The sequence below is a fragment of the Limimaricola cinnabarinus genome, assembly GCF_002723615.1.
In the GTDB taxonomy this organism is placed as follows: Bacteria; Pseudomonadota; Alphaproteobacteria; order Rhodobacterales; family Rhodobacteraceae; genus Limimaricola; species Limimaricola cinnabarinus_B.
In genome coordinates this window covers 29,212-55,182 of the sequence record NZ_KZ304959.1, presented here as the reverse complement: position 1 = coordinate 55,182, position 25,971 = coordinate 29,212, and the positions used below count along the sequence as shown (strand labels likewise).

Below are 25,971 nucleotides of genomic sequence, written 5' to 3'. Positions count from 1 at the left end.
GCCCGGACGCAGACGGCGGATTTGCGTATTTGAAGAAAGATGAAAGGGACGCCGCGCGCTTGCCAAGCCGCGCGCCCGAAGCTACCCGCAGCGCCATGCCACGCTATGCCCTCAAGGTCGAATATCACGGCGCGCCCTTTTCGGGTTGGCAGCGCCAGTCCGAACACCCTTCGGTGCAGGGTGCGATCGAGGCCGCGCTCGGCCGGGTCGAGAAGCGCGAGCACAGCATCGCCGCCGCCGGGCGCACCGATGCGGGCGTGCACGGGCTGGGCCAGGTCGCGCATTGCGACATGGAGAAGGACTGGGATCCGTTCCGCCTTTCGGAGGCGCTGAACTATCACCTGAAGCCCGCGCCCGTCGCCATCACCGCCTGCGCCCGCGTGGGAGAGGATTTCCATGCGCGCTTCTCGGCGACATGGCGGCAATACCTCTTTCGCCTCGTGATGCGCCGCGCGCCGCTGACCCATGACAAGGGCCTCGCCTGGCAGGTGCCGCATGCGCTCGACGCGGCCGCGATGCAGGCGGGGGCCGACCGGCTCATCGGGCGGCATGACTTCACCACCTTCCGCTCCTCGATCTGCCAGGCGAACTCGCCGCTGCGCACGCTCGACAGGCTCGACGTGGAGCGCGTCGAAGGCCCGAGCGGCCCCGAGATCCGGTTTCACGTGAAGGCCCGCGCCTTTTTGCACAACCAGGTGCGCAGCTTCGTCGGCACGCTGGAGCGGGTGGGCGCGGGCGCATGGACGCCCGACGACGTGACCGCCGCGCTCGAAGCGCGGGCGCGCGCCGCCTGCGGCCCGGTCTGTCCGCCGCACGGGCTCTATCTCGCGGGCGTGGGCTACGAGCCCGATCCATTCGATCACATTTGAGCAGGAACCCGGAAGGGGCTGTTGTCACGGCCTCTCCATGCGATAGCAATGGGGCCAAGGCCCGGCCCAGACCGCGCCACGAACAACGAGCGGCTCGCCGGGAGGACATCGAAGTTGCGCCATATCGCCGTGTTGACCGGCCTGTCGGTCCTTGCCCTGACCACCACCGCGGCCATCGGCCAGGACATCCGCTTCGAGATCGAGGTCGAGGACGAGGATCTCGAAGGCGTGCTGGAGAACGCCTCGCTTCTCGTGGCGCTCAAGGATGACGAGAACCCCACCCCGCAGGACTACGTCGCCGCCGCCCGCGCCGATTACCGCCGCCTGCTGACCGGGCTCTACGCCGAGGGCTATTTCGGCGGCACCGTCTCGATCCTCGTCAATGGCCAGGAGGCCGCGGGGCTCGCGCCGCTCGACGCGCCCGCCCGCATCGACGACATCGCGATCCGGGTGGATCAGGGCCCGCGCTTCACCTTCGGCCGCACCGAGATCGCGCCGCTCGCGCCGGGCACCGAGCTGCCCGACCAGTTCGCGCCCGGCAAACGGGCCAGCGCCGATTCGGTGCGCGCCGCCGCCCGCGCCGGCGTCGAGGCCTGGGAGGCGGTCGGCTTCGCCAAGGCCGATGTGGAAGATCAGGATATCGTTGCCGACCACGCGATCGAACGGCTCGACGCCGCCGTCACCCTCGCGCCGGGGCCGCGGCTGCGCTTCGGCGCGCTGACCGTCACCGGCAACGAGGACGTGCGCGAGGAACGCATCCGCGCCATCGCCGACCTGCCGGTGGGCCGCATCTACGACCCGCAGGCGCTCGATTTCGCAGCGACGAGGCTGCGCCGCACCGGCGCCTTCGACGCGGTGGCCTTCATCGAGAGCGAAGAGATCGGCCCGAACGACACCCTGCCCTTCGAGCTGACGGTGACCGAATCATTGCCGCGCCGGATCGGCTTCGGGGCCGAGGTCTCGACCGTCGAGGGCTTGGGGCTTTCGGCTTTCTGGCTGCACCGCAACCTTCTGGGCGGGGCCGAGCGGTTCCGGATCGAGGGCGAGATCTCGGGCATCGAGGGCGAGGTGCCCGGCGTCACCGGCTCTGGCGGCGCCGATTACCGGATCGGCGCCAGCTTCAACCGCCCCGCCACCTTCCGCGCCGATGTCGATCTCGTGGCCGAGGCCGAGATCAAGCACGAGAACGAGATCGACTACACGCTCGACCAGTTCAGCGCCGAGGTCGGCCTGTCGCGCTATGTCAACGATCAACTGAGCTATTCGGCCGCCATCGGCATCCTCACCGCGCGCGAGGAGACCGAGGCGCGGACGCGCGACTACACCCTGCTGACCCTGCCGCTCGACGCCACGCTCGACCGGCGCGACGCGCCGCTCGATGCCAGGAACGGCTATTACATCGACGCCGAGGTCACCCCCTTCCTCGGTGTCACCGGAACCGACAGCGGCGCGCGGCTCTATGTCGACAGCCGCGCCTATCGCAGCTTTGGCGAAAGCGGGCGCCTGACGCTGGCCGCGCGCGGCCAGCTGGGCTCGGTGCTGGGCTCGGGGCTGGCCGAGACCCCGGCGGATTTCCTGTTCTACTCGGGCGGCGGCGGCACCGTGCGCGGCCATGACTACCAGTCGCTCGGCGTCACCTATAGCCGCGACTTCGGCGATGGCCCGACCGAGGTCCGCACCGGCGGCAAGAGCTTTGCGGGCGCGCAGCTGGAGGCCCGCTTCGGCGTCACCGACAGGATCGGCGCGGTGGGCTTTTACGACATCGGCTATGTCGAGGCGGACGCCCTGCCCGATGGCGAGGGCGACTATCAGGCCGGCGCCGGGGCGGGGCTGCGCTACACCACCCCGATCGGGCCGGTGCGGCTCGATCTCGCCACCCCCGTCACCGGCGACGACGCCTATGAGAGCGTCCAGGTCTACATCGGAATAGGACAGTCGTTTTGAAGCAGCTTTCCCGCGCCGCCGCCATCTCCATCGCCACCGTCGCCCCCACCATGCTCCCCGCCCAGGGCGAGGCCGAGCGCGATCGCGGCTTTCTCACCGGGCTGATCGAGGACAATCTCTCGGGCGCCGGGCGCGAGGTGATCATCACCGGCTTTCAGGGCGCGCTGAGCTCGTCGGCCAGCATCGAGGTCATGACCATCGCCGACGAGGAGGGCGTCTGGCTGCGGGCCGAGAACCTCGTGCTCGACTGGAACCGCTCGGCGCTTTTGCGCGGGCGGCTCGAGGTCGAGGAGCTCTCGGCAGAGCTGATCGAGCTGACCCGCCCGCCAATGGCCGACCCCGAGGCCCCGGCCGCCGAGGCGACGCCCTTCTCCCTGCCCGATCTGCCGGTCTCGATCCGGCTCGACGAGCTGGCCGTGGACCGGCTGGTGCTGGGCGAGGCCTTTCTCGACGAGGAGGTGGCGCTCACCCTGCAAGGCTCCGCCCAGCTCGCCGATGGCGAGGGCGAGGCGCAGCTCGTGGCCGAGCGGCTGGGCGAGAGGACGGGCCGCTTCGAGCTGTCTGGCAGCTATTCCAATGACAGCCGCCTGCTCGACGTGACGCTGGCGCTCGACGAGGCCGAGGACGGCATCGCCGCGCGGCTTCTCGATCTGCCGGGCAAACCTTCCGTCGAGCTTCGGGTCGAGGGCGCGGGGCCGATCGACGATTTCGACGCCGCGATCTCGCTCGCCACCGACGGGCAGCCGCGCATCAGCGGCGATTTCGCGCTCGACCGCGACGAGGCGCCCGAGGGCGGCGCAGCACCGCTCGCCTTCTCGCTCGATGTCGATGGCGACGTCACGCCGCTCATCGCGCCCGATTACGCCGAGTTCTTCGGCCCCGATGTCGGTCTTGCCGTCACCGGATCGCGCGATGCCGAGGGCGCTCTGGCGCTGTCGCAACTCAGCATCGACGCGCAGGCGCTGAGCCTCGACGGCTCCGCCCGGATCGGCGCGGATGGCTGGCCCGAAAGCTTCGACCTCACCGGCGAGATCGCCAGCGAGGATGGCAGCCCCGTCACCCTTCCGGTGGCGGGCGGCGAGACGCGGATCGGCCAGGCGAGCCTGGCGCTGCAATTCGACGCCAGCACCGGCGACCAATGGGTGATCGACCTGTCGGCGCAGGACTTCGTCCGCCCCGGGCTCAGCGTGCCGCAATTCACCGTGCAGGGCGGCGGCGTCATCGTGCGCGAAAGCGATGCCGCGCCGAGCCTGTTCACCGCCGATGTGGACTACACCGCGCGCGGGCTGCAATTCGACGATGACGACCTAGCGCAGGCGCTGGGCGAGCAGATCGGCGGCAAGATCATGCTGGAGCGCGACGGCGAAGGTCCGGTGATGATCGACCGGATCACCCTGAACGGCCCCGGCATCGCGCTCGATGCGACCGGCACCGTCGCGGGCGCCGAGAACGGCTTCGAGACGACATCGACGCTGAGCCTCGCCGCCGAGCGGCTGGAGCGGTTTTCCGGGCTCACGGGCCTCGACCTCGCCGGCGCCGCCGATCTCGACATCGACAGCACCATCCGCCCGCTCGACGGCATCTTCGACGTCACCCTCTCGGGCACGACGCAGGATCTCGCGCTCGGGATCGAGCCGCTCGATCCCTATATCGGCGGCGCGGGCGAGATCGCCCTGCGCGCCGCGCGCGACGAAGACGGCACCCGGGTCGAGAACCTGCGCATCGCCACGCCCGAAATGACCGCGACGGCGCAGGCCGACATCACCTCGGGCGCAAGCTCGGCCGATTTCGACATCTCGGTCGAGAATGCGGGCCTCGCGCTCGACGGCGTCACCGGCCCGGCGAGCCTCACCGGCACCGCCTCGCGCGATGCGGCGGGCGTCACCACCGCCGACGTGATCGCCACCCTGCCCAATGGCCGCGCGGTGATCGACGCGACCCAGGCCGCCGAGGAAGACGGCGGGCAGGTCACGCTCGACATGACCGCCGACCTGCGCGACATCGCGCCCTTCTCCACGATCGCGGGGCGCGAGCTTTCGGGTGCGGCCGATTTCTCGGCCCAGGGCACGCTCGCCCCCGACGCCTCGACCTTCGATCTGGTGATCGATGCCGAGACCACCGATCTCGTGACCGGCGTGCCGCAGGCCGACCCGCTTTTGCGCGGGCAGGCCAGCCTCTCGGGCCGCGCCGTGCGCTCGGGGCCTGAGAGCTTCCGCGTCGAGAATCTCGACCTCGTGGCGCAGAGCCTCACCGCAAAGGGCCGCGCCGAGCTCAACGGCACCACCGCGATCTTCGACATCGACGCCTCCGCCGCCGATCTCGCCCCGGTGGGCGAGGCGGTGGACATGCCGCTTTCGGGCGCGATCGAGATCTCCGCGGCGGGCGAGATGCAGACTGATCTGAGCCGCGCCGACATCACGCTCGACGCCACCGCGACCGATCTTTCCACCGGCATCGCGCAGGCCGATCCGCTGCTCGAAGGCCGGGTTGAGCTGTCGGGCCACGCGGTCCGCTCGGGCGAGATGGCCTTCTCGGTCGAGGATCTGATCCTCTCCGCGCCATGGGTCCGCGCCTCGGGGCGGGCCGCGCTCGACGGCACCACCGCCACATTCGACATCGAGGCCGACGCCGCCGATCTCTCGCCGCTCGGCGAAGCGCTCGACCGTCCGATCTCCGGCGCGGCCCGGCTCTATGCCGCCGGCACCGCCGAGACCGACGGCTCCGGCGCCGACCTCACGCTCGACGCCGTCACCACCGATCTCTCCACCGGCATCGCGCAGGTCGATCCGCTGCTCAGGGGCCGGGTCGAGCTGTCGGGCCAGGCCACCCGCAGCGGACCGCAGAGCTTCTCGGTCGAGGATCTGAGGCTCGACGGCCCCGCCATCGCGGCGACGGGCCGGGCCGAGGTGATCGAGGGTCAGGCCGAGTTCGACCTCGATCTCGACGCGCGCGATCTCTCCGCCGTGGGCGAGGCCGTGGACCGCCCGCTCGCGGGGCAGGCACGGCTTTCGGCCGAGGGCATGGCGGCGCTCGACGCCTCGACCTTCGACGTGACCCTCGATGGCCGCGCCACCGACCTCGCCACCGGCGAGGACGCCGCCGACGCGCTGTTCGGCGGCGCGCTGACGCTCTCGGGCCATGCCGTGCGCACCGGCCCCGAGGATCTCATGGTCGAGAACCTGCGCGTGGCCTCCGACGGGCTCAACGTCACCGGCTCGGCCATGATCGAGAACGGGTCGGGCGATTTCGACCTCGATCTCGACATCGATGACCTGACCCCGATCGGCACCCTCGCGGGCCGCCCGCTCTCGGGCGCGGTCGATCTTTCGGCCTTTGGCACCGCCAGCGCCGACCTGTCGCGCTTCGACGTGACGCTGGACGGCACCGCCACGGACGTGACCACCGGCATCGACCAGCTCGATCCGCTGCTCGCGGGACAGACGGTGCTCGATGCCGAAGTGATCCGCTCGGGCCCGCAGGATTTCGCCCTGCCCCGCTTCAGCCTTTCGAACCCGCAGATCACCGCCAGCGGCGACGCCACCCTCACCGATGGACTGCCCACCGGGGATTTCGACATCCGGCTGGCCGAGATCGCCCCCTTCGCGCCGGGCCTGTCGGGCCCCGCCACCGTCTCGGCCAGCGCCTCGGGCGATGCGCAGGGCGGCATCGATTTCGAGGTGACCGGCAACGCGCAGGGCACCGACATCGCCGCCACCGGGCGCGTCGCCCCCGAGGCGCAGGGCCGCCAGATCACCACCCGCGTCTCGGCCGACATCGCCTCTCTCGCGCCCTTCTCGCAGCTGGCGGGCCGCCCCCTTGGCGGCAGCGTCGATCTCGACGCGGCGGGCACCCTCATGCCCGATCTCTCGGCCTTCGATCTGAGCATCGACGGCCAAGCCGCCAATCTCGACATCGGCGTCGAGGCCGCCTCGCGCCTGCTCGACGGGACGGGCGAGATCGACGCGCGGCTGAGCCGCGACGCCCCGGGCGAGATCGCGGTGCGCGATCTCGACATCCGCTTTCCCGCCTTCTCGGTGCAGGCCGACGCGACAGGCACCGGCAGCGACCAGAGCGCCAACTTCTCGGCGCGGCTCAACGATATCGGCCTGTTCACGCCCGATTTCTCCGGCCCCGTCACCGCCACCGGCACCGCGGCGCGCAACGCCGCCGGTGATCTCGATCTCGACATCAGCGCCACCGGGCCGGGCGGCACCAGCGCCGATGTCTCGGGGCGCTACCTGTCGAACGGCACGCTCGATCTCGGCGTGACGGGACAGGCGCAGCTCGGTCTCGTCAACGACCTGATCTCGCCGCGCCGGCTCGACGGCACCGCCCGCTTCGATCTGTCGGTCGACGGCCCGCCCGCGCTCTCCTCGGTCAGCGGCACGATCACGACCGCCGACGCCCAGCTCGCGGTGCCGACCGTCGGGCTGACGGTCGAGGACATCGACACCACCGTCAGCCTCTCGGGCGAGCGGGCCGAGCTGTCGCTCACGGCGGCGCTGGAAAAGGGCGGGCGGATCGGCATCTCCGGCCCCGTCGCACTCAGCGGCGGCTACGACGCCGATCTCGTCATCACGCTCGACGATCTGGAGCTGCGCGACCCCGAGCTTTACGAGACCACCGCCGATGGCCGGCTGACGGTCACCGGCCCGCTCACCGGCGGCGCGCTGATCGCGGGGCTGGTGGAGCTTGGCGCGACCGAGATCCAGGTGCCCTCGTCGAGCATCGGCGCGCTGGGCGAGCTGCCGCAGGTGCGCCATATCAACCCGCCCGCCGATGTGCAGCGCACGCTGGCGCGCGCCGGGCTGACCATCGCGGGGCTCGACATCGGCGAGACCGCCGCCGAGGCGCAGGGCCCCGCCGGCCCCGGCTACGGGCTCGACCTGACGATCAGCGCGCCCGCGCGCATCTTCATCCGCGGCCGCGGGCTCGACGCCGAGCTGGGCGGCACGCTGGAGATCGGCGGCACCACCAACCAGGTGATCCCCGTGGGCGAGTTCGAGCTGATCCGCGGCCGGCTCGACATCCTGCAGCAGCGCTTCCAGCTCGACGAGGGCGGCGCCTATCTGCAAGGCGATTTCCGCCCCTTCATCCGGCTCGTCGCCACCACGGAGACCGCGACCGGCACGGTGGTGCGCATCATCGTCGAGGGTCCGGCGAACGAGCCCGAGGTGCGCTTCGAATCGACCCCCGACCTGCCGCAGGACGAGGTGCTGGCCCAGCTCATCTTCGGGCGCGACCTGTCCTCGATCACGCCGCTGCAGGCGGTGCAGCTCGCCGCGGCGGTGGGCACCCTCGCAGGCACGGGCGGCGGCGGGCTGATCGACGATTTCCGCGCCGATACCGGGCTCGACGATCTCGACATCACCACCGACGAGACCGGCAGCCCCGCCGTCCGGGCGGGCAAATACCTGTCCGAGAACGTCTATACCGACGTCACGGTCGGGACCGACCAGAGCTCGATCAACCTCAATCTCGACCTGACCGACGACATCACCGCGCAGGGCCGCACCACCAGCGAAGGCGAGACCAGCCTCGGGATCTTCTTCGAGCGCGACTACTGAGGCGGTTTCCCGCCGCGTCTGCGCGGCGGGGCTCCCGGCGGCCCCTGCCCGTGCCTATATGGTCGAAGCAGCCAGGGAGGATTCGCCTTGCCATTCGATCCCCACCGCGCGGCGATCCGCTTCGGCACCGGGCTGTCGCCGCTTCTCGCACCGCCCGAGAGCATCTCGGCGATGCTGCGCCCGCTGGGCGGACGCGACGAGATCGCCCGGCAGCTGCCGATCACCCCCTATGGCGAGACGCGCCCTTCCCTGGCCGAATGGCAGGCCGCGGCGAGCCGGTGGCGCGAGGCGCGCGGCACCGCGCAGGAAAAGCCCGCGCGCGAGGCCTATGACGCGCTGCGCGCCGAGGCGCGGGCGCTGAAGCTGCGCAATTTCACCACCAGCCTCGCGCGCGGCGTCGCCGCCCCCGAAGGGGGGCTGCGCGAACGGCTGGTCCGGTTCTGGGCCGATCATTTCACCGTCCGGGCCGACGGGCTGCGCTGGCTGCATCTGGTGACGCCCTTCGTGGAAGAGACGATCCGGCCGCGTGTCGCGGCGCGGTTCGAGGAGATGCTGATCGCCGTCGTCACCCATCCGGTCATGCTCGCCTATCTCGATCAGGAGCGCTCGCTCGGCCCCAACAGCCCCGCCGCCCGGCGCGGCGGCGGTCTCAACGAGAACCTCGCGCGCGAGCTTCTGGAACTGCACACGGTCGGGGTCGACGGGCCCTACGGCCAGCAGGATGTGCGCGAGCTGGCAGAGCTGCTCACCGGGCTGGGCTGGAATGTCGAGCGCGGCATGGAATACCGGCCCCGGCGGGCCGAACCGGGTGCGGAAACCGTGCTCGGCACCGCCTTTTCCGCCCGCGCCGAATTCGAGACCATCCGCGAGGCGCTGCGCATGCTCGCCCGCCACCCGGCGACGGCGCGGCACATGGCGCGGAAGATCGCGGTCCATTTCGTGGCCGACACGCCCGATCCCGACCTCGTGGCGACGCTCGAGACCGCCTGGCGCGACAGCGGCGGCGATCTTTTCGCCGTCACCGCGACGATGCTCGAACACCCCGCCTCGTGGGACAGGCAGGCCCGCAAGGTCAAGCCGCCCTTCGATTTCGTGCAGTCGAGCCTGCGCGCGCTCTCGGTGCCGCCCCGCCGGATTCTCGACACAGGCCGACCCGGCCCGCGCCGGCTGTTCCAGCGGCCGCTCGCGGCGATGGGCCAGGACTGGGAGCGTCCGCTCGGCCCCGATGGCTGGCCCGAACAGGCCGAGGCCTGGATCAGCCCGCCCAACATGGCCGCGCGGATCGACTGGGCCATGACCATGCCGGGCCGCCTGCTCGACGCCCTGCCCGACCCGCGCGCCTTTGCCGGCGCGGCGGTCGGGCCGGAGCTGCCCGACGCCGTGGCCTTTGCCGCGCGCGCCGCCGAAAGCCGCGGCGAGGCGATCGGCGTGGTGCTCGCCAGCCCCGCCTTCCAGAGGAGATGACCGCATGACCCGGATCGACAGGCGCGGCCTGCTGCGCGGCGGATTGGCGCTGGGCTGCTCGGCCGCCGCGAGCCCGCTGCTGACGCCCATGGCCTTCGCCAGCGCCCCTTGGGAGAACCGGCTGGTGGTGATCGTGCTGCGCGGCGCGATGGACGGGCTCGACGTGGTGCGCCCCCAAGGCGACCCCGATTGGCGCGCCCTGCGCCCGACGCTGGCGGGCAAGGCGGAGGCGGGCGTCATCGATGCGGGCTTCTTCGGGCTGCACCCGGCGCTCGACCGGCTGGCACCGCTCTGGGCCAGCGGCGAATTCGGCGCGGTGCAGGCCGTCTCCACCCCCTACCGCGACAAGCGCAGCCATTTCGACGGGCAGGACATGCTCGAAGCGGGCACGCCCGGAACGGCGGGCCGCGAGGGCTGGCTCAATCGCATGCTGCAGACGGTGCCGGGGCTTGCGGCCGAAACCGCCTATGCGATCGGCCGCGAGGAAATGCTGATCCTGTCGGGCCGCGCCGCCGCGGCGCGCTGGGCGCCCGAGGCCCAGCTGCGGCTGACGCCGCAGGGGCGGCGGCTGCTCGAACTGGTCAACCACGATGACCCGCTGTTTCGCGATGCCATGATGCAGGCCATGGACATCGTCGATTCGCTCGCCGCCGAGGAGCAGGAGGCCGAGGATATGGCGGGCGATGCGGCCCCGGACCCGATGATGGGCGAGGCGCTCAAGGGCGATCACGTGCGTCTGGCCCGCTTCGCGGCCTCCCGCCTGCGCGGCGACAGCCGCATCGCCAGCTTTTCGATCAATGGCTGGGACACGCATGAGCGGCAATCGGCCAATCTCGACCGCGCGCTGGAGCGGCTGGCCGATACGCTGCTGACGCTGCGCGACGGGCTCGGCCCCGCCTGGGACAAGACGGCCGTGCTGTGCATGACCGAGTTCGGCCGCACCGCGCGCGAAAACGGCACCCAGGGGACCGATCACGGCACCGGCGGCGCGATGCTCTATGCCGGCGGGGCGCTGCGCGGGGGCCAGGTGCTGGGCGACTGGCCCGGCCTGTCCGAGGCGGCGCTCTACGACCGGCGCGATCTCATGCCCACTCGCGATCTGCGCGCCCATGCGGGCTGGGTGATGCGCGGGCTATTCGGGCTCGACCGCGCGGTGATCGAGGAGGCGGTGTTCCCCGGGCTCGATCTCGGTGCTGATCCGGGGCTCCTGGGCTAGAGCGGCGCGGGCTCGGCCAGCCGCTCCTCCACCAGCGCCGAAAGCCGCGCGAGCGCCGGGCCGAGGCTTTTGTCGCCGCGCGCCGCGACCAGCGCCTCGGCCGCCTCGCGCAGCGGCGCATCGCCCGCGCTGCGGGCCACGCCGCCGAGAAACTGCCCGAGATAGGCGATCTCGCGCTCCGCGGGCCAGGCGCTGCGCATGAGCTGCGCGGCAAGCGACAGGTCGTCGCGAAAGGCCAGGCGGTCGGGGGCGACCACCTCCTGCGGCAGAAGGCGCGGCCCGCCGGGCTGGCGGTCGGGCGGCACATGCGCCAGCAGCGCGGCCTGGAACTCGTCGAGCCGGGCGATCGGCTTGGCGATGAAGCCATCCGCCCCGGCGGTGATCGCCGGATGCGCCCCGTCGGGATCGCCCGAGGTGGCGAGCAGGATGTCGATGCGCGGGGTGGCCTGCGCCAGCTCGACGATCAGCTCGATCCCCGAGCCGTCGGGCAGGCCGAGATCGACGATCACCGTGTCGGGCCGGAAGACCCGCAGGTGGCGGCGCGCATTGTGCAGGCTGTCGGCCCGGCGGATTCGCGCGCCCGAACGCAGGCACAAAAGGCGCATCGCCTCGCAGGCGAAGCGGCTGTCCTCGACCAGCAGCACGGTCAGCCCCATCAGGGGGCGGTCCACGGTGGGCGCACGGGCGCCGGGAAAGGCGACATTGATGGGCATCGGGGCCTCCTGCGAGATCGGCGGGGCCAAGCCGGCCCCGCAATACATCCTGACCCGACTTGGTGAATCCCGTCTTAAGCCGCGACGATACGCGCGGTTGCGCCCGCCGTCCCGGGCGGCCATATCGCGCCTGAGCCAAAGGGAGACCCGCCATGATCGGCCGCCTCAACCACGTCGCCATCGTCGTGCCCGACCTCGATGCCGCCGCCGCGCGCTATGCGGGGCCTCTGGGCGCGCAGGTCAGCGCGCCGCAGGATCTGCCCGATCACGGGGTCCGCGTCGTCTTCGTGGAGCTGCCCAACAGCAAGATCGAGCTGATGGAGCCTTTGGGCGAAGCCTCGCCCGTCGCGGGCTTCCTCGCCAAATCGCCCTCGGGCGGGATGCATCACCTGTGCTACGAGGTCGAGGACATCCACGCCGCGCGCGACCGGCTGGTGGCCGAAGGCGCGCGGGTGCTGGGCGATGGCAGCCCCAGAACCGGCGCGCATGGCAAGCCGGTGCTGTTTCTGCATCCCAAGGATTTCGACGGCTGCCTGATCGAGATCGAACAGGTCTGAGGAGACCCGACATGACCATCACCGCCACCCTCGTGCTCTTTGCCGTGACCTGGTTCATGGTGTTCTTCGTCGTGCTGCCGCTCAGGCTCGTCACCCAGGGGGATGCGGGCGAGACGGTGCCCGGCACCCATGCCTCCGCCCCGGCGGATTTCCGGCTTGGCCGCAAGGTGAAGATCACCACCCTGTGGGCCGTGCCGATCTGGGCCGCGCTCTCGGCCTTCATCCTGTGGGGCGGGGTCACGGTGCGCGACATCGACGTGTTCGGCCGCATGGCGCCGGCAAACGGCCCGCTGGTCAGCGAGTAGCCGCCCGCCGCCGCGCCAGCCGGTGGTAGAGATGGGTGAAGGTCGCCGCGCCCAGCACCGGCACCAGCAGGTTCACCACCGGCACCGTCAGCGGCAGCGCCATCAGGCAGCCCGCGCCCCAGATCCGCAAGGGATGACGCTTGCGCATCACCCGCGCGCCCGCGCGTCCCTCGCGCCGCATCGCCGCGACCTGGAAATATTCGCGGCCCAGAAGCCAGCCATTCACCCCGTAGAACAGGAAGGGCGCGGCGGGCGGAAAGGCGAGGCTCGCGGCGAAGGCCGCGATGTTCACCAGCACCAGCACCGCCAGAAAGGCGAAGGTGTCGCGGACCTGGTCCGCGATCGGGATGGCGCGCGCGGGCGGCAGGCCGGGATAATGCTTCGCCTCGACCGCATCCGCCACCTCCTCGAGAAAGAAGCCGCTCATCATAGAGGCCACGGGCAGCATCAGGATCACCGACAGCCCCAGCATCAGCACGAGCGAGCCCCAGCCCAGCGCGTCGTCGATCCATGCAACCTCGCCGATGAGCGGCAGCGTCACATGTTCGGGCGCGAACGCCCCGACCAGCGCCAGCAGCCCGGCATAAAGCGCCACCAGAAGCCCCGCCGACAGCCCGATGCCGAGCCAGAGCACCCGGCGAAAGCGCGGATCGACCATCTGCGCCAGCGCGCGGACGAAATCCGTCAGGATCATGCGTCGCGCCACTCGGTCAGGGCGTCGAGGTCCGGGCGGGGACGCTCGGGCGCGGGCTTGGTCTCGGTGCCGACATGGATGAAGCCCGCGACGCTTTCGCCCTCCCGAAGCCCCAGCCCCTCGCGGCAGAATTCCGCGTCATGGCTGGCCCAGCCCGAAAGCCAGTTCGCGCCCCAGCCCGCGGCCAGCGCGGCATTGAGCAAGGACAGGCAGACGCAGGCGGCGGAATGAAGCTGCTCGATCTCCGGCACCTTTTCCGAAGGCTTCGGCACAGAGATCACCGCGACCGCGAGATCGGCATCGCCGAACTGCGCCACCGCCTTTGCGCGCTTGGCCGCATCGAGATCCAGCGCCTCGGCCCGCGCGCCCGCCAGCGCGGCAAGCCGCGCAAGCGCGGGCTTTTCCAGCACGATGAGCCGCCAGGGCTCCAGCTTGCCGTGATCGGGCACGCGCAGCGCGGCGGTGAGCAGCGGGCGCAGCTCCTCGCGCGTGGGCGCGGGCGCGGTCAGGGTCTTGGCGGGGCGGGAGCGGCGCGTGAGCAGGAAGTCGAGCGCCTGGGGGTTGGATGCGGGCATGTCGTCTCCGGCAGGAATGGCAATCATGCCCTTCCTGCCGCAGATCGCGGGCCGGGGAAAGACGGCGTTCAGATGCCCAGCGGCAGGATCATCGCCGCGGCGGCGATCGACAGGCCGAGCGGGTAGCGCCCGCGCGCGCGCAGGCTTTCCCAGTGCGAGTCCGGCCCGCCCGCGACGCGGCGCACCCCCATCAGGAGAAGCGCGCCCGCCAGCATGGTGACCGAAAGCAGCATGGCAAAGCCGGGCAGCGCGGCGGGCGGCACCAGCGGCACCAGAACGGCGAGCATCTTCACGTCGCCGCCGCCCATCACGCCCATGGCAAAGAGCGCGAGGCCGGCGAGGAACACCGCCCCGCCCGCGATCAGCCGGGGCGCGAGATCGGGCATCAGCCCGGCCAGCGCGCAGCCGAGGCCCAGAAGCGCCACGGCGGCGACGAGCGTGTTGGGGATGCGCATGTGGCGCAGGTCGGTCCAGATCATCACCGCCATCAGCGGCGCGGCAAGGATCAGCGGCAGATCGTCCATGGCGGGGCTCCGATGATGGTGCGATTCCGTCCACCCTGCCCGACCCGCGCGCCACGAGTAGGTCATGGACGGGGCGCGATCATGGCATCGCGCCCCGCCCCTCTCGGCTCAGCCGTCGATCTCGGCCGAGCTGGCCCAGAGGTTGATCTGCTCCTCGTCGGCATACTCGTCGATCTGCTTCAGCTCCTCCTCGGTGAACTCGAGATTGCCGACCGCGCCGACGCAATCGATGACCTGTGAGGGCTTCGAAGCACCGATCAGCGCGGTGGTGATGCCGCCCCCCCGCAGCACCCAGGCGATGGCCATCTGCGCCAGCGTCTGGCCGCGCGCTTCGGCGATCTCGTTGAGCTTGCGGATATTGCCGATCGCCTTCTCGGAGAGCATCGAGGGAAAGAGCGACTTGTCCTGCGCGGCGCGGCTGTCCTCGGGAATGCCGCCGAGATACTTCCTGGTCAACATGCCCTGCGCCAGCGGCGTGAAGGCGATGGAGCCGATGCCGAGCTCGGTCAGCGTGTCTTTGAGCCCGTCGCGTTCGACCCAGCGGTTGAGCATGTTGTAGCTCGGCTGGTGGATCAGGCAGGGCGTGCCGAGATCCTTCAGGATCGCCGCCGCCTCGCGGGTGCGCTCGGAATTGTAGGACGAGATGCCGACATAGAGCGCCCGCCCCGAGCGCACGATGTGATCGAGCGCGCCCATCGTCTCCTCGAGCGGGGTGTCGGGGTCGAAGCGGTGGGAATAGAAGATGTCGACATAGTCGAGCCCCATCCGCTTGAGCGACTGGTCGCACGACGCGATGAGGTATTTGCGGCTGCCCATCTCGCCGTAGGGGCCGGGCCACATGTCGTAGCCCGCCTTGGAGGAGATGATCAGCTCATCGCGGTAGCCCGCAAAATCGGTGCGCAGGATCTCACCGAAGGCGGTCTCGGCCGCGCCCGGCTCGGGGCCGTAATTATTGGCGAGATCGAAATGTGTGATGCCGTGATCGAAGGCGGTGCGGCAGATGTCGCGCTTGGTCTGGTGCGGCGTGTCGTCGCCGAAATTGTGCCACAGCCCGAGGCTGATGGCGGGCAGCCTGAGGCCGGAGCGGCCGCAGCGGCGATAGGCCATCCGCTCGTAGCGGTCGGCGGCAGGGGTATAGCTCATGCGAAGGATCTCCTCTTGGCCGGGATGGCCCCCGCCCCCGGCATCGAAGCGGAGCCTAGGACGCGGCTTCGCGCGCTGTCAAACCGGTCTCAGGCGGCCCTGGTCGCCGGTTTGCCGTTCTGCTCCCGGCCATCCGCGTCGCGGTCCTCGGCCTTCATCGCCGGATCGCCGGAGAGGAAGCTGCCGAAGGCCTTGAGCGAGGGGACATGGTCGCACACCGCCTTGACCACCACGAGAAACGGCACCGCCAGCACCGCGCCGGGCACGCCCCACAGCCAGATCCAGAAGGCGACCGTGACGAAGACCGACACGATGTTGAGCTCGAGCCTGCGCCCGACCAGCATCGGCGTGACGAAATTGCCCTCGATGGTGGTCAGCGTGAAATAGGCCAGCGGCACCAGCAGCGCGTAAGGCACGCTCTCGAAGCTCACCAGCGCAAAGGCACCGGCGGCGACGGTGCCGATGATCGCGCCGATGAAGGGCATGAAGTTCAAGAGGAAGGCCAGCGTGCCCCAGACATGCGGCATCGGCAGGCCGATGATCCACAGCGCCAGCCCGATCGCCACGCCGAGGCCCGCATTGATCACCGTGATCGCGCCGAGATAGCGCGAGATCTGCCTTTCCACGTCGCGCACGATGGTCAGCGCGCGCTTCTTGTCGTGCAGCTTGGGCGAGGCCTCGACGATGCGGCGGTGGTAGAAATCGCCCGAGGCGAGCAGGAACAGGGTCAGGATCATCGCCGCCACCAGCGAGGAGCCGATCGAGGCGACGCTGCCCACCGCCGAGGGGATCGGCCCGGACTGGTCGACCACCACCTCCATCTTCTCGTCGGTGGCGCCGGCGGCGTCGGCCATCTCGGTCACCTGCTCGCCGACCTCGCGCAGCGAGGCGAGCCGGTCCATCAGCCCGGCGAGCTTGAACTGCACCTCCATCCCGATCTGCGGCGCGCGCGCCGCCATCTGGCCGATCGGCCCCGAAAGGAAATAGCCCGCGACGGCAAAGCCCAGCCCGATCGCCAGCATCAGGAGCACCGCGCTGATCCCCGGCGGGATGCCGATCCGCTGCAGCCCGCGCACGACCGGGCGCAGGGTCAGCGTCAGCAGGATCGCCAGCACGATCGGCAAGAGCACGTCGCGGGCGAAATAGGTGGCGGTGAACATCGCCAGCAGAAAGCTGCACAGCATCAGGCGGCGGATCTTGCGCAGCTCCGACAGCCCCTGTTCGGCATGGTCGATATAGGGGTCCGGCGCCTGGGCCTCCTGCGCCGCCGCCCCGCCGCGCGTTTCGCTGTTCGTCACCCCGAATGCCCCCCTTGCGCAATGCTCTCCAACGTCAGCGCGCAAAGGGCGGTTCCGCATGCGCCCCGATTGCTACGCCGCGCCGCCACGCGTATGAGGGGGCCGATCGCAGACAGGAGTTCCCCGATGGCCAGCTACCAGTACGTCTATCACATGGATGGGGTGTCCAAGACCTATCCCGGCGGCAAGAAGACATTCGAGAACATCCGGCTGAACTTCCTGCCCGGCGTGAAGATCGGCGTGGTCGGCGTCAACGGCGCGGGCAAATCCACCCTGCTCAAGATCATGGCCGGGATCGACAAGGATTTCCAGGGCGAGGCCTGGGCCGCCGAGGGCGCGCGCGTGGGCTACCTGCCCCAGGAGCCCAAGCTCGACGAGACCAAGACCGTGCGCGAGAACGTCATGGAGGGCGTGGCCGAAAAGCAGGCGGTGCTCGAGCGCTACAACGAGCTTGCGATGAACTACTCGGACGAGACCGCCGAGGAGATGGCCAAGCTGCAGGACGACATCGACGCGCAGAACCTGTGGGATCTCGACGCGCAGATCGACGTCGCGATGGAGGCGCTGCGCTGCCCGCCCGACGATGCCGACGTCTCGACCCTCTCGGGCGGCGAGGCGCGCCGCGTGGCGCTGTGCAAGCTCTTGCTCGAAGCGCCCGACATGCTGCTCCTTGACGAGCCGACCAACCATCTCGACGCCGAAACGATCGCCTGGCTGCAGAACCACCTGATCGAGTACAAGGGCACGATCCTCGTCGTCACCCACGACCGCTACTTCCTCGACGACATCACCTCCTGGATCCTCGAGCTCGACCGCGGCCGGGGCATCCCCTACGAGGGCAACTATTCGAGCTGGCTGGAGCAGAAGGCCAAGCGGCTCGAACAGGAGGCGCGCGAGGACAAGTCCAAGCAGAACACGCTGCAGCGCGAGCTGGAATGGATGCGGCAGGGCCAGAAGGCGCGGCAGGCCAAGTCCAAGGCGCGGATCGCGGCCTATGAGGAGCTGGCCAGCCAGTCCGAGCGCGAGCGCGTCGGCAAGGCGCAGATCGTCATCCCCAATGGCCCCCGGCTCGGCGGCAAGGTGATCGAGGTCGAGGGTCTCAAGAAGGCGATGGGCGACAAGCTCCTGATTGAGGATCTGGAGTTCTCGCTGCCGCCGGGCGGCATCGTCGGCGTGATCGGCCCGAACGGCGCGGGCAAGTCGACCCTGTTCAAGATGCTCACCGGGCAGGAGCAGCCCGACGAAGGCCGGATCGAGTTCGGCGACACCGTCAAGCTCTCCTATGTCGACCAGAGCCGCGACGATCTGAACCCCGACGCCACCGTCTGGGAGGCGATCTCGGGCGGCGCGGAGGTGATCGAGCTCGGCGACGCCTCGATGAACTCCCGCGCCTATTGCGGCGCGTTCAACTTCAAGGGCGGCGACCAGCAGAAGAAGGTGAGCCTGCTGTCTGGCGGCGAGCGCAACCGCGTGCACATGGCGCGGCTTTTGAAGGATGGCGGCAACGTGCTGCTGCTCGACGAGCCGACCAACGACCTCGACGTCGAGACGCTGCGCGCGCTCGAGGATGCGCTCGTGGATTTCGCGGGCTGCGCGGTGGTGATCAGCCACGACCGCTTCTTCCTCGACCGGATCTGCACCCATATCCTCGCCTTCGAGGGCGAGGCGCATGTCGAGTGGTTCCAGGGCAACTTCGAGGATTACGAGGAGGACAAGAAGCGCCGCCTCGGGGCCGATGCGCTGGAGCCCAAGCGGGTCAAGTTCAAGAAGTTCACGCGCTGAGACTGCCGGGCGGGGCCGGTGCCCCGCCCGGCTTGCGGCGCAAGCGCGGCCCGCGCGGGGCCGCGGCATGGCATGGGCAGAGATCGGCATGGGCGGTGATCCGCTGCCCATGCATGGTCGTGTCGAATCATCTTGCTTTCGCACCCGCCGGGCCTCATACGCGCCCTTGCGAACGTTATTCCCTCGACCGCTGTTCTCCGTCACTGGCTGCAGTTCTTTCGATGCGACACTGACCAAGCCGGGCTGCCGCAGTTTCGTGGGCAGCGCATGACAGGAGATCACACGATGGCCACTGGCACCGTGAAATGGTTCAACACCACCAAAGGCTTCGGCTTCATCGCGCCCGATGGCGGCAGCAAGGACGTCTTCGTCCACATCTCGGCCGTCGAGCGTTCGGGCCTGACCGGCCTGCGTGACGACCAGAAGGTCAGCTTCGACATCGAAGCCGGCCGCGACGGCCGCGAATCGGCCGTGAACCTGGCCCTCGCCTGATCCTTCCGCGATCGGCGAAACCAATCGACGCCCCGGCCGCGACAGCGTCTGGGGCGTTTTGGTCACGCAAGGGGCTTGTCTTTCCCGTCGCCGGTGAATTCACCGCCGGGCAACTTTTGCCACGGTATCATCACCTGCGAACCCCGATCCGGCCATATTGCCGCCGGATTCGGTCACCACGGTCGAGAGACATCGCAGGAGAGAGCACATGGGTACGATCTTCATACTTCTTGGAAGTCTCGTCGGTTTCACCGCCGCGGTGATCTCGGTGGCCACCGGCGCCCTGCCGCTGCTGGCCGGGCTGACGCTCTGGATCGCCTCCGGGCCGATCTCCGCGCTGATCTTCGTCCTGATCGGGCCGATGCTGCGCGCCCTGCACCGCGTGAGCATGAACCAGCACCTCGCCTGAACCGGCGCTTTCCGGCCGGGCCCGTGCCCGGCGTCCCGGCGCGAGCCTCGAGGCGGGCCGCGCTCAATCCACCTCCCACATCTCCTCGTCGCGGCAGGCGCCGAAGGCGATCCACGCCACGCGCAGCCGCGCGATCCGGCTGTCGCCCCAGGTGCGCATCCGCAGCGTGAACCCGCCCGCCTCGATCGCCTCCGACGCCACGTCGAGCCGCATCGCCGCGGTTTCGGAAATGTCCCACATGGTCACGCCGAGCTGCACCAGCGGCGGCATGGAAAACGGCACCGAGAAAACGATCGGGCTGCGCACCTCGCGCGTGCCCGTCCCGGCCCACATCGGTCCGTCATTCTCGAAATCCGAAAACGGCATCACCTCGCCCTGGTCGATGCCGAAGCGGCCTTGCAGATATTGCACCATCGCCTGCCCTTCCCCCGGAACCGCAACGCGAAAAGGCCCCGCTCGCGCGGGGCCTTTCGATCTGATCAGTCCAACCGGTCAAAAATTGGGCTGTTTGGGGTCGAGCCCGATATGCGTGCCGACCGCGACCATGTCGGCGAGAAGCTTCGCCGTGTCGTCGACCGGACCCGGCTCGTTCTCGAACTTCGCCTGCGCGTCGCGATGCGCCGAGGCGAACTCCTCGACCATGCCCTCGTAGATCTCCTGCGTGACCTCGCCGCGCGGATGCGCGCGCTCGGCCAGCACGGAGACGCTGTCGGGGCCGATCTCGGCGAAGCCGCCGGAGATCACGTAGTCGTCGGTGCCGCCCTGATGCACGACCTGCAACAGGCCGGGACGCAGGGTGGTGATGGTGGGCGTGTGGCCCGCCATCGCCGTCAGGTCACCATCGGTGCCCGGAATGCGCACCTCGGTCACCGAAACGGAAGCAAGCTTCCGTTCCGGGCTGACCAGGTCGAATTGCAGCGTGTCGGCCATGAAGCCCTCCTATCAGGCCGCCGAAGCGGCCATTTTCTCGGCCTTGGCCTTCACGTCCTCGATGCCGCCGACCATGTAGAAGGCCGATTCCGGCAGGTGGTCGTACTCGCCGGCAACGACCGCCTTGAACGAGGCGATGGTCTCCTCGAGCGGCACCTGGATGCCGTCGGAGCCGGTGAACACCTTGGCCACGTCGAAGGGCTGCGACAGGAAGCGCTGGATCTTGCGCGCGCGCGACACCGTCAGCTTGTCCTCTTCCGACAGCTCGTCCATGCCGAGGATGGCGATGATGTCCTGAAGCGACTTGTAGCGCTGCAGGATGCCCTGCACGTCGCGCGCCACCTGGTAGTGTTCCTCGCCGACGACGCCCGGATCCATCAGGCGCGAGGTCGAATCGAGCGGGTCCACGGCCGGGTAGATGCCGAGCTCGGAGATCGCGCGGTTGAGCACGGTGGTCGCGTCGAGGTGGGCGAACGAGGTGGCCGGCGCGGGGTCGGTCAGGTCGTCGGCCGGCACGTAGATCGCCTGGACGCTCGTGATCGAGCCGTTCTTGGTCGAGGTGATCCGCTCCTGCAGCGCGCCCATGTCGGTCGCCAGCGTCGGCTGGTAGCCCACGGCCGAGGGGATGCGGCCCAGAAGCGCCGACACCTCGGAGCCCGCCTGGGTGAAGCGGAAGATGTTGTCGACGAAGAACAGCACGTCGGTGCCGGACTGGTCGCGGAACTGCTCGGCCAGCGTCAGGCCGGTCAGCGCGACGCGGGCACGGGCCCCCGGCGGCTCGTTCATCTGGCCGTAGACCAGCGCCACCTGGCTCTCGCCCAGAGCGTCGGGCTTGATGACGTTGGATTCGATCATCTCGTGGTAGAGGTCGTTGCCCTCACGGGTCCGCTCGCCCACGCCGGCGAAGACGGAGTAGCCCGAATGCACCTTCGCGATGTTGTTGATCAGCTCCATGATGAGCACGGTCTTGCCCACCCCGGCGCCGCCGAACAGGCCGATCTTGCCGCCCTTGGCGTAGGGGGCCAGCAGGTCGATGACCTTGATGCCGGTGACGAGGATCTCCGACGAGGTCGACTGCTCGGCGAAGGTCGGCGCGTCGGCGTGGATCGGGCGGGTCTCGCTCGCCTCGACCGGGCCCTTCTCGTCGATCGGCTCGCCGATGACGTTGAGGATGCGCCCCAGCGTCGCGTCGCCCACCGGCACCGAGATCGGCTTGCCGGTGTCGGTCACGGTCGCGCCGCGCACGAGACCTTCGGTCGCGTCCATCGCGATGGTGCGGACCGTGTTCTCGCCAAGATGCTGGGCCACTTCGAGAACCAGCTTCTTGCCGTTGTTTTCGGTGGTCAGGGCGTTGAGGATCTCCGGCAGGTGATCCCCGAACTGCACGTCCACGACGGCGCCGATGACCTGGGTCACTTTGCCTTGTGCTGCTGCCATGTGTTGTACTCCGGTTCTCTCTTTAGAGCGCTTCGGCGCCCGAAATGATTTCGATCAGCTCGTTGGTGATGACCGCCTGACGCGAGCGGTTGTACTCGATCGTCAGCTTGTCGATCATCTCGCCCGCGTTGCGGGTCGCGTTGTCCATCGCGCTCATCCGGGCGCCCTGCTCGGACGCTGCGTTCTCGAGCAGCGCCGCGAAGATCTGCGTCGCGACACCGCGCGGCAGCAGATCCGCGAGAATTTCCTCCTCGCCGGGCTCGTAGTCGTAAAGCGCCGTGTCGGCCTCTTCCCCGCCCTCGAACTTGGCCGGGATGATCTGCTGCTCGGTCGGGATCTGGGTGATCACGTTCTGGAACCGCGCATAGTAGATCGTCGCCACGTCGAACTCGTCCGCCTCGAAGCGGCCGAGCACGTCGCGCGCGATGTCCTGCGCGTTGGCATAGCCCACGCGCTTGACGTCGGTGAGGTCGACATGACCCACGAAATGATCGCCGTAGTCGCGGCGCAGCATCTCGCGGCCCTTCTTGCCGACGGTGAGGATCTTCACCGTCCTGCCCTGCGCCAGAAGCTCGCTGGCCCGGATCCGCGCCTTGCGCACGATCGAGCCGTTGAAGCCGCCGCAGAGCCCGCGCTCGGCGGTCATGACGACGAGCAGGTGCACGTCCTCCTTGCCGGTGCCGGCAAGCAGCCTGGGCGCCCCGTCGGAGCCGCCCACGGAGGAGGCGAGCCCGGCCATCACGGCGTCGAACCGCTCGGCATAGGGGCGCGCCGCTTCGGCGGCATCCTGGGCGCGGCGGAGCTTCGCCGCCGCGACCATCTGCATCGCCTTGGTGATCTTGCGGGTCGATTTGACCGACGCGATCCGGTTCTTGAGGTCCTTCAGACTAGGCATCGGCCAGCCTCCCTAGTTCCGTGGCTGGTTTCAGGCGAAGTCCTTGGCGTAGGCGTCGAGCGCCTTGCTCAGGCGGGCCTGCGCATCGCCCTTGATCTTCGGATCCTCGTTGGTGATCCAGTCCAGAAGCTCGCGCTCATTGGTGCGCAGGTGCTTCAGAAGACCCTGCTCGAACCGGCCCACATCCTTGACGGCGATCTTGTCGAGATAGCCCTGCGTGCCGGCGAAGATCACGCAGACGATCTCGGCATTGGTCAGCGGCGAATACTGCGGCTGCTTCATCAGCTCGGTCAGGCGCGCGCCGCGGTTCAGCAGCTGCTGGGTCGAGGCGTCGAGGTCGGAGCCGAACTGCGCGAAGGCAGCCATCTCGCGGTACTGCGCCAGTTCGAGCTTCACCGGACCGGCGACCGACTTCATCGCGTTGGTCTGGGCCGCGGAGCCCACGCGGCTCACCGAGAGGCCGGTGTTCACCGCCGGGCGGATGCCCTGGTAGAACAGCTCGGTCTCGAGGAAGATCTGACCGTCGGTGATCGAGATCACGTTGGTCGGGATGAAGGCCGACACGTCGCCGCCCTGCGTCTCGATGATCGGCAGCGCGGTGAGCGAGCCTGCGCCATGCTCCTCGTTGAGCTTGGCCGAACGCTCGAGCAGGCGCGAGTGGAGATAGAACACGTCGCCCGGATAGGCTTCGCGGCCCGGCGGGCGGCGCAGCAGCAGCGACATCTGGCGGTACGACACGGCCTGCTTGGAGAGGTCATCATAGATGATGAGCGCGTGCTTGCCGTTGTCGCGGAAATACTCGGCCATGGCGGTCGCGGCATAGGGCGCCAGGAACTGCATCGGCGCGGGGTCCGAGGCGGTGGCGGCCACGACGATCGAATATTCGATCGCGCCGGTCTCTTCGAGCTTCTTCACCAGCTGCGCCACGGTCGAGCGCTTCTGGCCGATCGCGACATAGATGCAGTAGAGCTTCTTGCTCTCATCGGCGCCGGCGGCGTCGTTGTAGTTCTTCTGGTTGAGCACGGTGTCGAGCGCCACGGCGGTCTTGCCGGTCTGGCGGTCGCCGATGATCAGCTCGCGCTGGCCGCGGCCGATCGGGATCATGGCGTCGATCGACTTGATGCCGGTCGGCATCGGCTCGTCCACCGATTTGCGCGGAATGATGCCCGGCGCCTTGACGTCGGCGACGCGGCGCTCGGAGCCGTCGATCGGGCCCTTGCCGTCGAGCGGGTTGCCGAGGCCGTCCACGACGCGGCCCAGAAGGCCCATGCCGGCGGGAACGTCCACGATCGAGTTGGTGCGCTTGACGACGTCGCCTTCGCGGATGTCGCGGTCGGAGCCGAAGATCACGCAGCCGACATTGTCGTTCTCGAGGTTGAGCGCCATGCCCTGGATGCCGCCCGGGAATTCGACCATCTCGCCGGCCTGGACGTTGTCGAGGCCGTGGACACGGGCGATGCCGTCACCGACGGAGAGCACGCGACCGACCTCGGCGACCTCGGCCTCCTGGCCGAAATTCTTGATCTGGTCTTTCAGGATCGCGGAGATTTCCGCAGCTTGGATCGCCATTATCCGACCTCTTTCATGGTGTTCTGGAGTGCCTGGAGCTTCGAGCGGATCGAGGTGTCGATCATCTTCGAGCCCAGCTTGACGACGAGACCGCCGATGAGGCTTTCATCCACGGTCTGATTGATCTTCACCTCGCGACCGGCGCTCTCCTTGAGCGCGGCGGCCAGCGCCGATTTCTGTTTGTCGGAGAGCGGCTTGGCGGTGGTGACGTCGGCGGTCACCTCGCCGCGGGCCTCGGCCAGCTTCTCGTCGAGCGCGCGCAGCATCTGCGGCAGCGCGAAGAGGCGGCGCTTGGAGGCCATCAGCCCGAGCACGTTGGTCATGGTCTGCGTCAGGCCCATCTTGCCGGCGATCGCCGAGATCGCGCGGCCCTGATCGTCGCGGCTGTAGACCGGCGAGGAGATCAGGTCGCGGAACTCCGCGCTTTCGGCCAGCGCCGCGCGCAGCGCCTCGACATCCGACGTCAGGGCGGCGAGATCGTCGCCCTCCCGCGCCAGGTCGAACACGGCCGTGGCATAGCGCTGAGCGATGCCGGTTGAGATCGATGCTGGTTCGGACACGTCCACCCTTCCGCAGTCTTGGGCCCGGACATTCCGCGCCGGGAAAATGGCGACGGTCGGGCAGCTTGCAAGGCCCTCGCGCGGGCGAAGGCCGTCAAAATCAGGGGCGATGTAGCAGAGCCACCCGGGTGTCGCAACCGCCTTGAAGCCTCTCTCGCGCAGCGTGCGGCCCATGCCCGCCTGCCCCGGCGGGGTGTGACATTTTGCCCTGCCCCCGCACCCTGCGCCCGGTGGACGCGGCCCGCGCCCTGCGGAATCGGGCTCAGCCGCGGCGCGAGGGTTCGGGCACCGGCGCGCCGATCCCCTCGAGCACCCGCAAGGGGCGCTTCACGGCCGAGGTCAGCCCCGGCCGGGTCGGCGCCGTCACCTGCTTTGAGGCCTCGACCATCAGCACGCCGCCGGTATTGAGCACCGGCATGTGCCGCCCCGCCTTTTCCAGAAGCGCCGCCGAGCGGCGCCAGCCGCGCCGCAGGCTCGGCGGGCGGTAGAGCGCCGAGATCGCCCGTTCGGTGACGAAGCGGTGGCCGCGCAGCTGCGCTTCGAGCTGGCCCAGCGAATAGGGCCGCCCATAGCCGAAGGGCGTGGCGTCCGAACGCGACCACAGCCCCGCGCGGTTGGGCACCACGAAGACCGCCCGCCCCCCCGGCCCCAGAGCGCGCCAGCATTCGTCGAGCAACGCGCCCGCGTGCTCCGAGGTCTCGAGCCCGTGCATCAGCACCAGCCGGTCCACCTGACCGGTGCGGATCGGCCAGAGCGTCTCCTCGCACAAGACCGAGACATTGGGCTGCCCCGCGGGCCAGGGCATCACCCCCTGCGGCCCCGGCATCAGCCCGATCACGCGGCGCGCCTGCGCGAGATAGGGGCGCAGCAGCGGCACCGCGAAGCCGTAGCCCGCCACGGTCTGCCCCTGCAGATGCGCCACCGGCCACCATTCGACGAGCTGGTCGCGGATCACCTTCTGCGCCGCCCGCCCCAGGGCGCTGCGATAATAGAAATTGCGCAGATCGAGCACGTCGAGATGCATTGCG

At 69.6% G+C, this 25,971-nt stretch carries 23 protein-coding genes; 10 read left to right on the top strand and 13 right to left on the bottom strand.

The annotated features are described in order from the left end of the window. Positions 1–95: 95 nt before the first annotated feature. The 5 genes from truA (at position 96) to CJ301_RS10430 (ending at position 11,060) form a co-directional block, all read left to right on the top strand. Positions 96–869: a tRNA pseudouridine(38-40) synthase TruA gene (gene truA / locus CJ301_RS10450; protein WP_099277078.1), complete on the top strand. Its 774-nt coding sequence runs from the start codon at positions 96–98 to the stop codon at positions 867–869. A gap of 114 nt (positions 870–983) precedes the next feature. Further along, the gene (locus CJ301_RS10445) at positions 984–2,813 is read left to right on the top strand and encodes an autotransporter assembly complex protein TamA (RefSeq protein ID WP_099277076.1); all 1,830 of its coding nucleotides are present in this window, start codon (positions 984–986) and stop codon (positions 2,811–2,813) included. Beyond that, the gene (locus tag CJ301_RS10440; RefSeq protein ID WP_099277074.1) at positions 2,810–8,380 is read left to right on the top strand and encodes a translocation/assembly module TamB domain-containing protein; all 5,571 of its coding nucleotides are present in this window, start codon (positions 2,810–2,812) and stop codon (positions 8,378–8,380) included. The genes CJ301_RS10445 and CJ301_RS10440 overlap by 4 nt, the downstream gene beginning before the upstream one ends. Positions 8,381–8,467: 87 nt before the next feature. Beyond that, positions 8,468–9,844: a DUF1800 domain-containing protein gene (locus CJ301_RS10435; RefSeq protein ID WP_099277073.1), complete on the top strand. Its 1,377-nt coding sequence runs from the start codon at positions 8,468–8,470 to the stop codon at positions 9,842–9,844. Between the two features lie 4 nt (positions 9,845–9,848). Further along, on the top strand, positions 9,849–11,060 hold the full coding sequence (locus CJ301_RS10430; protein WP_099277071.1) for a DUF1501 domain-containing protein: 1,212 nt from the start codon (positions 9,849–9,851) through the stop codon (positions 11,058–11,060). On the opposite strand, the gene CJ301_RS10425 is transcribed toward CJ301_RS10430, so the two are convergent. Then, positions 11,057–11,773, bottom strand: a complete 717-nt coding sequence (locus CJ301_RS10425) for a response regulator (protein ID WP_099277069.1) — start codon at positions 11,771–11,773, stop codon at positions 11,057–11,059. The genes CJ301_RS10430 and CJ301_RS10425 overlap by 4 nt on opposite strands. Positions 11,774–11,925: 152 nt before the next feature. On the opposite strand from CJ301_RS10425, the gene mce reads away from it, so the two are divergent. Beyond that, positions 11,926–12,330: a methylmalonyl-CoA epimerase gene (mce, locus tag CJ301_RS10420; RefSeq protein ID WP_099277067.1), complete on the top strand. Its 405-nt coding sequence runs from the start codon at positions 11,926–11,928 to the stop codon at positions 12,328–12,330. A gap of 11 nt (positions 12,331–12,341) precedes the next feature. Beyond that, complete coding sequence (locus CJ301_RS10415) at positions 12,342–12,635, top strand: DUF1467 family protein (RefSeq protein WP_099277065.1); 294 nt, start codon at positions 12,342–12,344, stop codon at positions 12,633–12,635. Here the strand turns inward: CJ301_RS10415 and CJ301_RS10410 are convergent. The 5 genes from CJ301_RS10410 to CJ301_RS10390 all read right to left on the bottom strand — a co-directional run bounded on the left by CJ301_RS10410 (position 12,625) and on the right by CJ301_RS10390 (position 16,869). Then, positions 12,625–13,329, bottom strand: coding sequence for an EI24 domain-containing protein (locus tag CJ301_RS10410; RefSeq protein ID WP_099277063.1), 705 nt, complete (start codon positions 13,327–13,329; stop codon positions 12,625–12,627). The genes CJ301_RS10415 and CJ301_RS10410 overlap by 11 nt on opposite strands. Beyond that, positions 13,326–13,904: a nitroreductase family protein gene (locus CJ301_RS10405; RefSeq protein ID WP_099277061.1), complete on the bottom strand. Its 579-nt coding sequence runs from the start codon at positions 13,902–13,904 to the stop codon at positions 13,326–13,328. The genes CJ301_RS10410 and CJ301_RS10405 overlap by 4 nt, the downstream gene beginning before the upstream one ends. A gap of 68 nt (positions 13,905–13,972) precedes the next feature. Next, the gene (locus CJ301_RS10400) at positions 13,973–14,428 is read right to left on the bottom strand and encodes an A24 family peptidase (RefSeq protein WP_162620499.1); all 456 of its coding nucleotides are present in this window, start codon (positions 14,426–14,428) and stop codon (positions 13,973–13,975) included. Between the two features lie 108 nt (positions 14,429–14,536). Continuing rightward, positions 14,537–15,571, bottom strand: coding sequence for an L-glyceraldehyde 3-phosphate reductase (gene mgrA / locus CJ301_RS10395; protein ID WP_099277057.1), 1,035 nt, complete (start codon positions 15,569–15,571; stop codon positions 14,537–14,539). 89 nt (positions 15,572–15,660) lie between these two features. Next, positions 15,661–16,869, bottom strand: coding sequence for an AI-2E family transporter (locus CJ301_RS10390; RefSeq protein WP_254050125.1), 1,209 nt, complete (start codon positions 16,867–16,869; stop codon positions 15,661–15,663). A gap of 126 nt (positions 16,870–16,995) precedes the next feature. Here CJ301_RS10390 and ettA point away from each other — a divergent pair, with 126 nt between their 5' ends. The 3 genes from ettA (at position 16,996) to CJ301_RS10375 (ending at position 19,552) form a co-directional block, all read left to right on the top strand. Further along, a complete protein-coding gene (gene ettA, locus CJ301_RS10385) occupies positions 16,996–18,651 on the top strand; it encodes an energy-dependent translational throttle protein EttA (RefSeq protein ID WP_099277055.1) in 1,656 nt (551 codons plus the stop codon). Between the two features lie 285 nt (positions 18,652–18,936). Continuing rightward, positions 18,937–19,143, top strand: a complete 207-nt coding sequence (locus CJ301_RS10380; RefSeq protein WP_017927006.1) for a cold-shock protein — start codon at positions 18,937–18,939, stop codon at positions 19,141–19,143. Between the two features lie 208 nt (positions 19,144–19,351). Next, a complete protein-coding gene (locus CJ301_RS10375; RefSeq protein ID WP_099277053.1) occupies positions 19,352–19,552 on the top strand; it encodes a hypothetical protein in 201 nt (66 codons plus the stop codon). A 63-nt stretch (positions 19,553–19,615) separates the two neighbouring features. Here the strand turns inward: CJ301_RS10375 and CJ301_RS10370 are convergent, their stop codons facing one another. The 7 genes from CJ301_RS10370 to CJ301_RS10340 all read right to left on the bottom strand — a co-directional run bounded on the left by CJ301_RS10370 (position 19,616) and on the right by CJ301_RS10340 (position 25,967). Further along, on the bottom strand, positions 19,616–19,966 hold the full coding sequence (locus tag CJ301_RS10370) for an H-type lectin domain-containing protein (RefSeq protein WP_099277051.1): 351 nt from the start codon (positions 19,964–19,966) through the stop codon (positions 19,616–19,618). A 78-nt stretch (positions 19,967–20,044) separates the two neighbouring features. Beyond that, positions 20,045–20,482, bottom strand: coding sequence for a F0F1 ATP synthase subunit epsilon (locus CJ301_RS10365; RefSeq protein ID WP_099277049.1), 438 nt, complete (start codon positions 20,480–20,482; stop codon positions 20,045–20,047). A 12-nt stretch (positions 20,483–20,494) separates the two neighbouring features. Next, positions 20,495–21,919 carry a F0F1 ATP synthase subunit beta gene (gene atpD / locus CJ301_RS10360; RefSeq protein ID WP_099277047.1) on the bottom strand — a complete coding sequence of 475 codons (1,425 nt, stop codon included), beginning with the start codon at positions 21,917–21,919 and terminating at the stop codon, positions 20,495–20,497. Positions 21,920–21,941: 22 nt separating this feature from the next. Then, positions 21,942–22,814: a F0F1 ATP synthase subunit gamma gene (locus tag CJ301_RS10355; protein WP_099277045.1), complete on the bottom strand. Its 873-nt coding sequence runs from the start codon at positions 22,812–22,814 to the stop codon at positions 21,942–21,944. A gap of 30 nt (positions 22,815–22,844) precedes the next feature. Further along, complete coding sequence (atpA, locus tag CJ301_RS10350) at positions 22,845–24,383, bottom strand: F0F1 ATP synthase subunit alpha (protein ID WP_099277043.1); 1,539 nt, start codon at positions 24,381–24,383, stop codon at positions 22,845–22,847. After that, positions 24,383–24,949 (bottom strand): F0F1 ATP synthase subunit delta, encoded by a 567-nt coding sequence (locus CJ301_RS10345; RefSeq protein ID WP_099277194.1) that lies wholly within the window; start codon positions 24,947–24,949, stop codon positions 24,383–24,385. The genes atpA and CJ301_RS10345 overlap by 1 nt, the downstream gene beginning before the upstream one ends. A 256-nt stretch (positions 24,950–25,205) precedes the next feature. Beyond that, entirely contained in the window at positions 25,206–25,967 is a 762-nt protein-coding gene (locus tag CJ301_RS10340; protein ID WP_099277041.1) for a hypothetical protein, read from the bottom strand. Positions 25,968–25,971: the final 4 nt, after the last annotated feature.

Excerpts from the sequence above, each read along its gene's own strand:
- truA (WP_099277078.1), top strand. The coding sequence starts at position 96 with ATGCCACGCTATGCCCTCAAGGTCGAATATCACGGCGCGCCCTTTTCG.
- CJ301_RS10430 (WP_099277071.1), top strand. The coding sequence starts at position 9,849 with ATGACCCGGATCGACAGGCGCGGCCTGCTGCGCGGCGGATTGGCGCTG.
- CJ301_RS10425 (WP_099277069.1), bottom strand. The coding sequence starts at position 11,773 with ATGCCCATCAATGTCGCCTTTCCCGGCGCCCGTGCGCCCACCGTGGAC.
- mce (WP_099277067.1), top strand. The coding sequence starts at position 11,926 with ATGATCGGCCGCCTCAACCACGTCGCCATCGTCGTGCCCGACCTCGAT.
- CJ301_RS10415 (WP_099277065.1), top strand. The coding sequence starts at position 12,342 with ATGACCATCACCGCCACCCTCGTGCTCTTTGCCGTGACCTGGTTCATG.
- CJ301_RS10410 (WP_099277063.1), bottom strand. The coding sequence starts at position 13,329 with ATGATCCTGACGGATTTCGTCCGCGCGCTGGCGCAGATGGTCGATCCG.
- CJ301_RS10405 (WP_099277061.1), bottom strand. The coding sequence starts at position 13,904 with ATGCCCGCATCCAACCCCCAGGCGCTCGACTTCCTGCTCACGCGCCGC.
- CJ301_RS10400 (WP_162620499.1), bottom strand. The coding sequence starts at position 14,428 with ATGGACGATCTGCCGCTGATCCTTGCCGCGCCGCTGATGGCGGTGATG.
- mgrA (WP_099277057.1), bottom strand. The coding sequence starts at position 15,571 with ATGAGCTATACCCCTGCCGCCGACCGCTACGAGCGGATGGCCTATCGC.
- ettA (WP_099277055.1), top strand. The coding sequence starts at position 16,996 with ATGGCCAGCTACCAGTACGTCTATCACATGGATGGGGTGTCCAAGACC.
- CJ301_RS10380 (WP_017927006.1), top strand. The coding sequence starts at position 18,937 with ATGGCCACTGGCACCGTGAAATGGTTCAACACCACCAAAGGCTTCGGC.
- CJ301_RS10375 (WP_099277053.1), top strand. The coding sequence starts at position 19,352 with ATGGGTACGATCTTCATACTTCTTGGAAGTCTCGTCGGTTTCACCGCC.
- CJ301_RS10370 (WP_099277051.1), bottom strand. The coding sequence starts at position 19,966 with ATGGTGCAATATCTGCAAGGCCGCTTCGGCATCGACCAGGGCGAGGTG.
- CJ301_RS10365 (WP_099277049.1), bottom strand. The coding sequence starts at position 20,482 with ATGGCCGACACGCTGCAATTCGACCTGGTCAGCCCGGAACGGAAGCTT.
- atpD (WP_099277047.1), bottom strand. The coding sequence starts at position 21,919 with ATGGCAGCAGCACAAGGCAAAGTGACCCAGGTCATCGGCGCCGTCGTG.
- CJ301_RS10355 (WP_099277045.1), bottom strand. The coding sequence starts at position 22,814 with ATGCCTAGTCTGAAGGACCTCAAGAACCGGATCGCGTCGGTCAAATCG.
- atpA (WP_099277043.1), bottom strand. The coding sequence starts at position 24,383 with ATGGCGATCCAAGCTGCGGAAATCTCCGCGATCCTGAAAGACCAGATC.
- CJ301_RS10340 (WP_099277041.1), bottom strand. The coding sequence starts at position 25,967 with ATGCATCTCGACGTGCTCGATCTGCGCAATTTCTATTATCGCAGCGCC.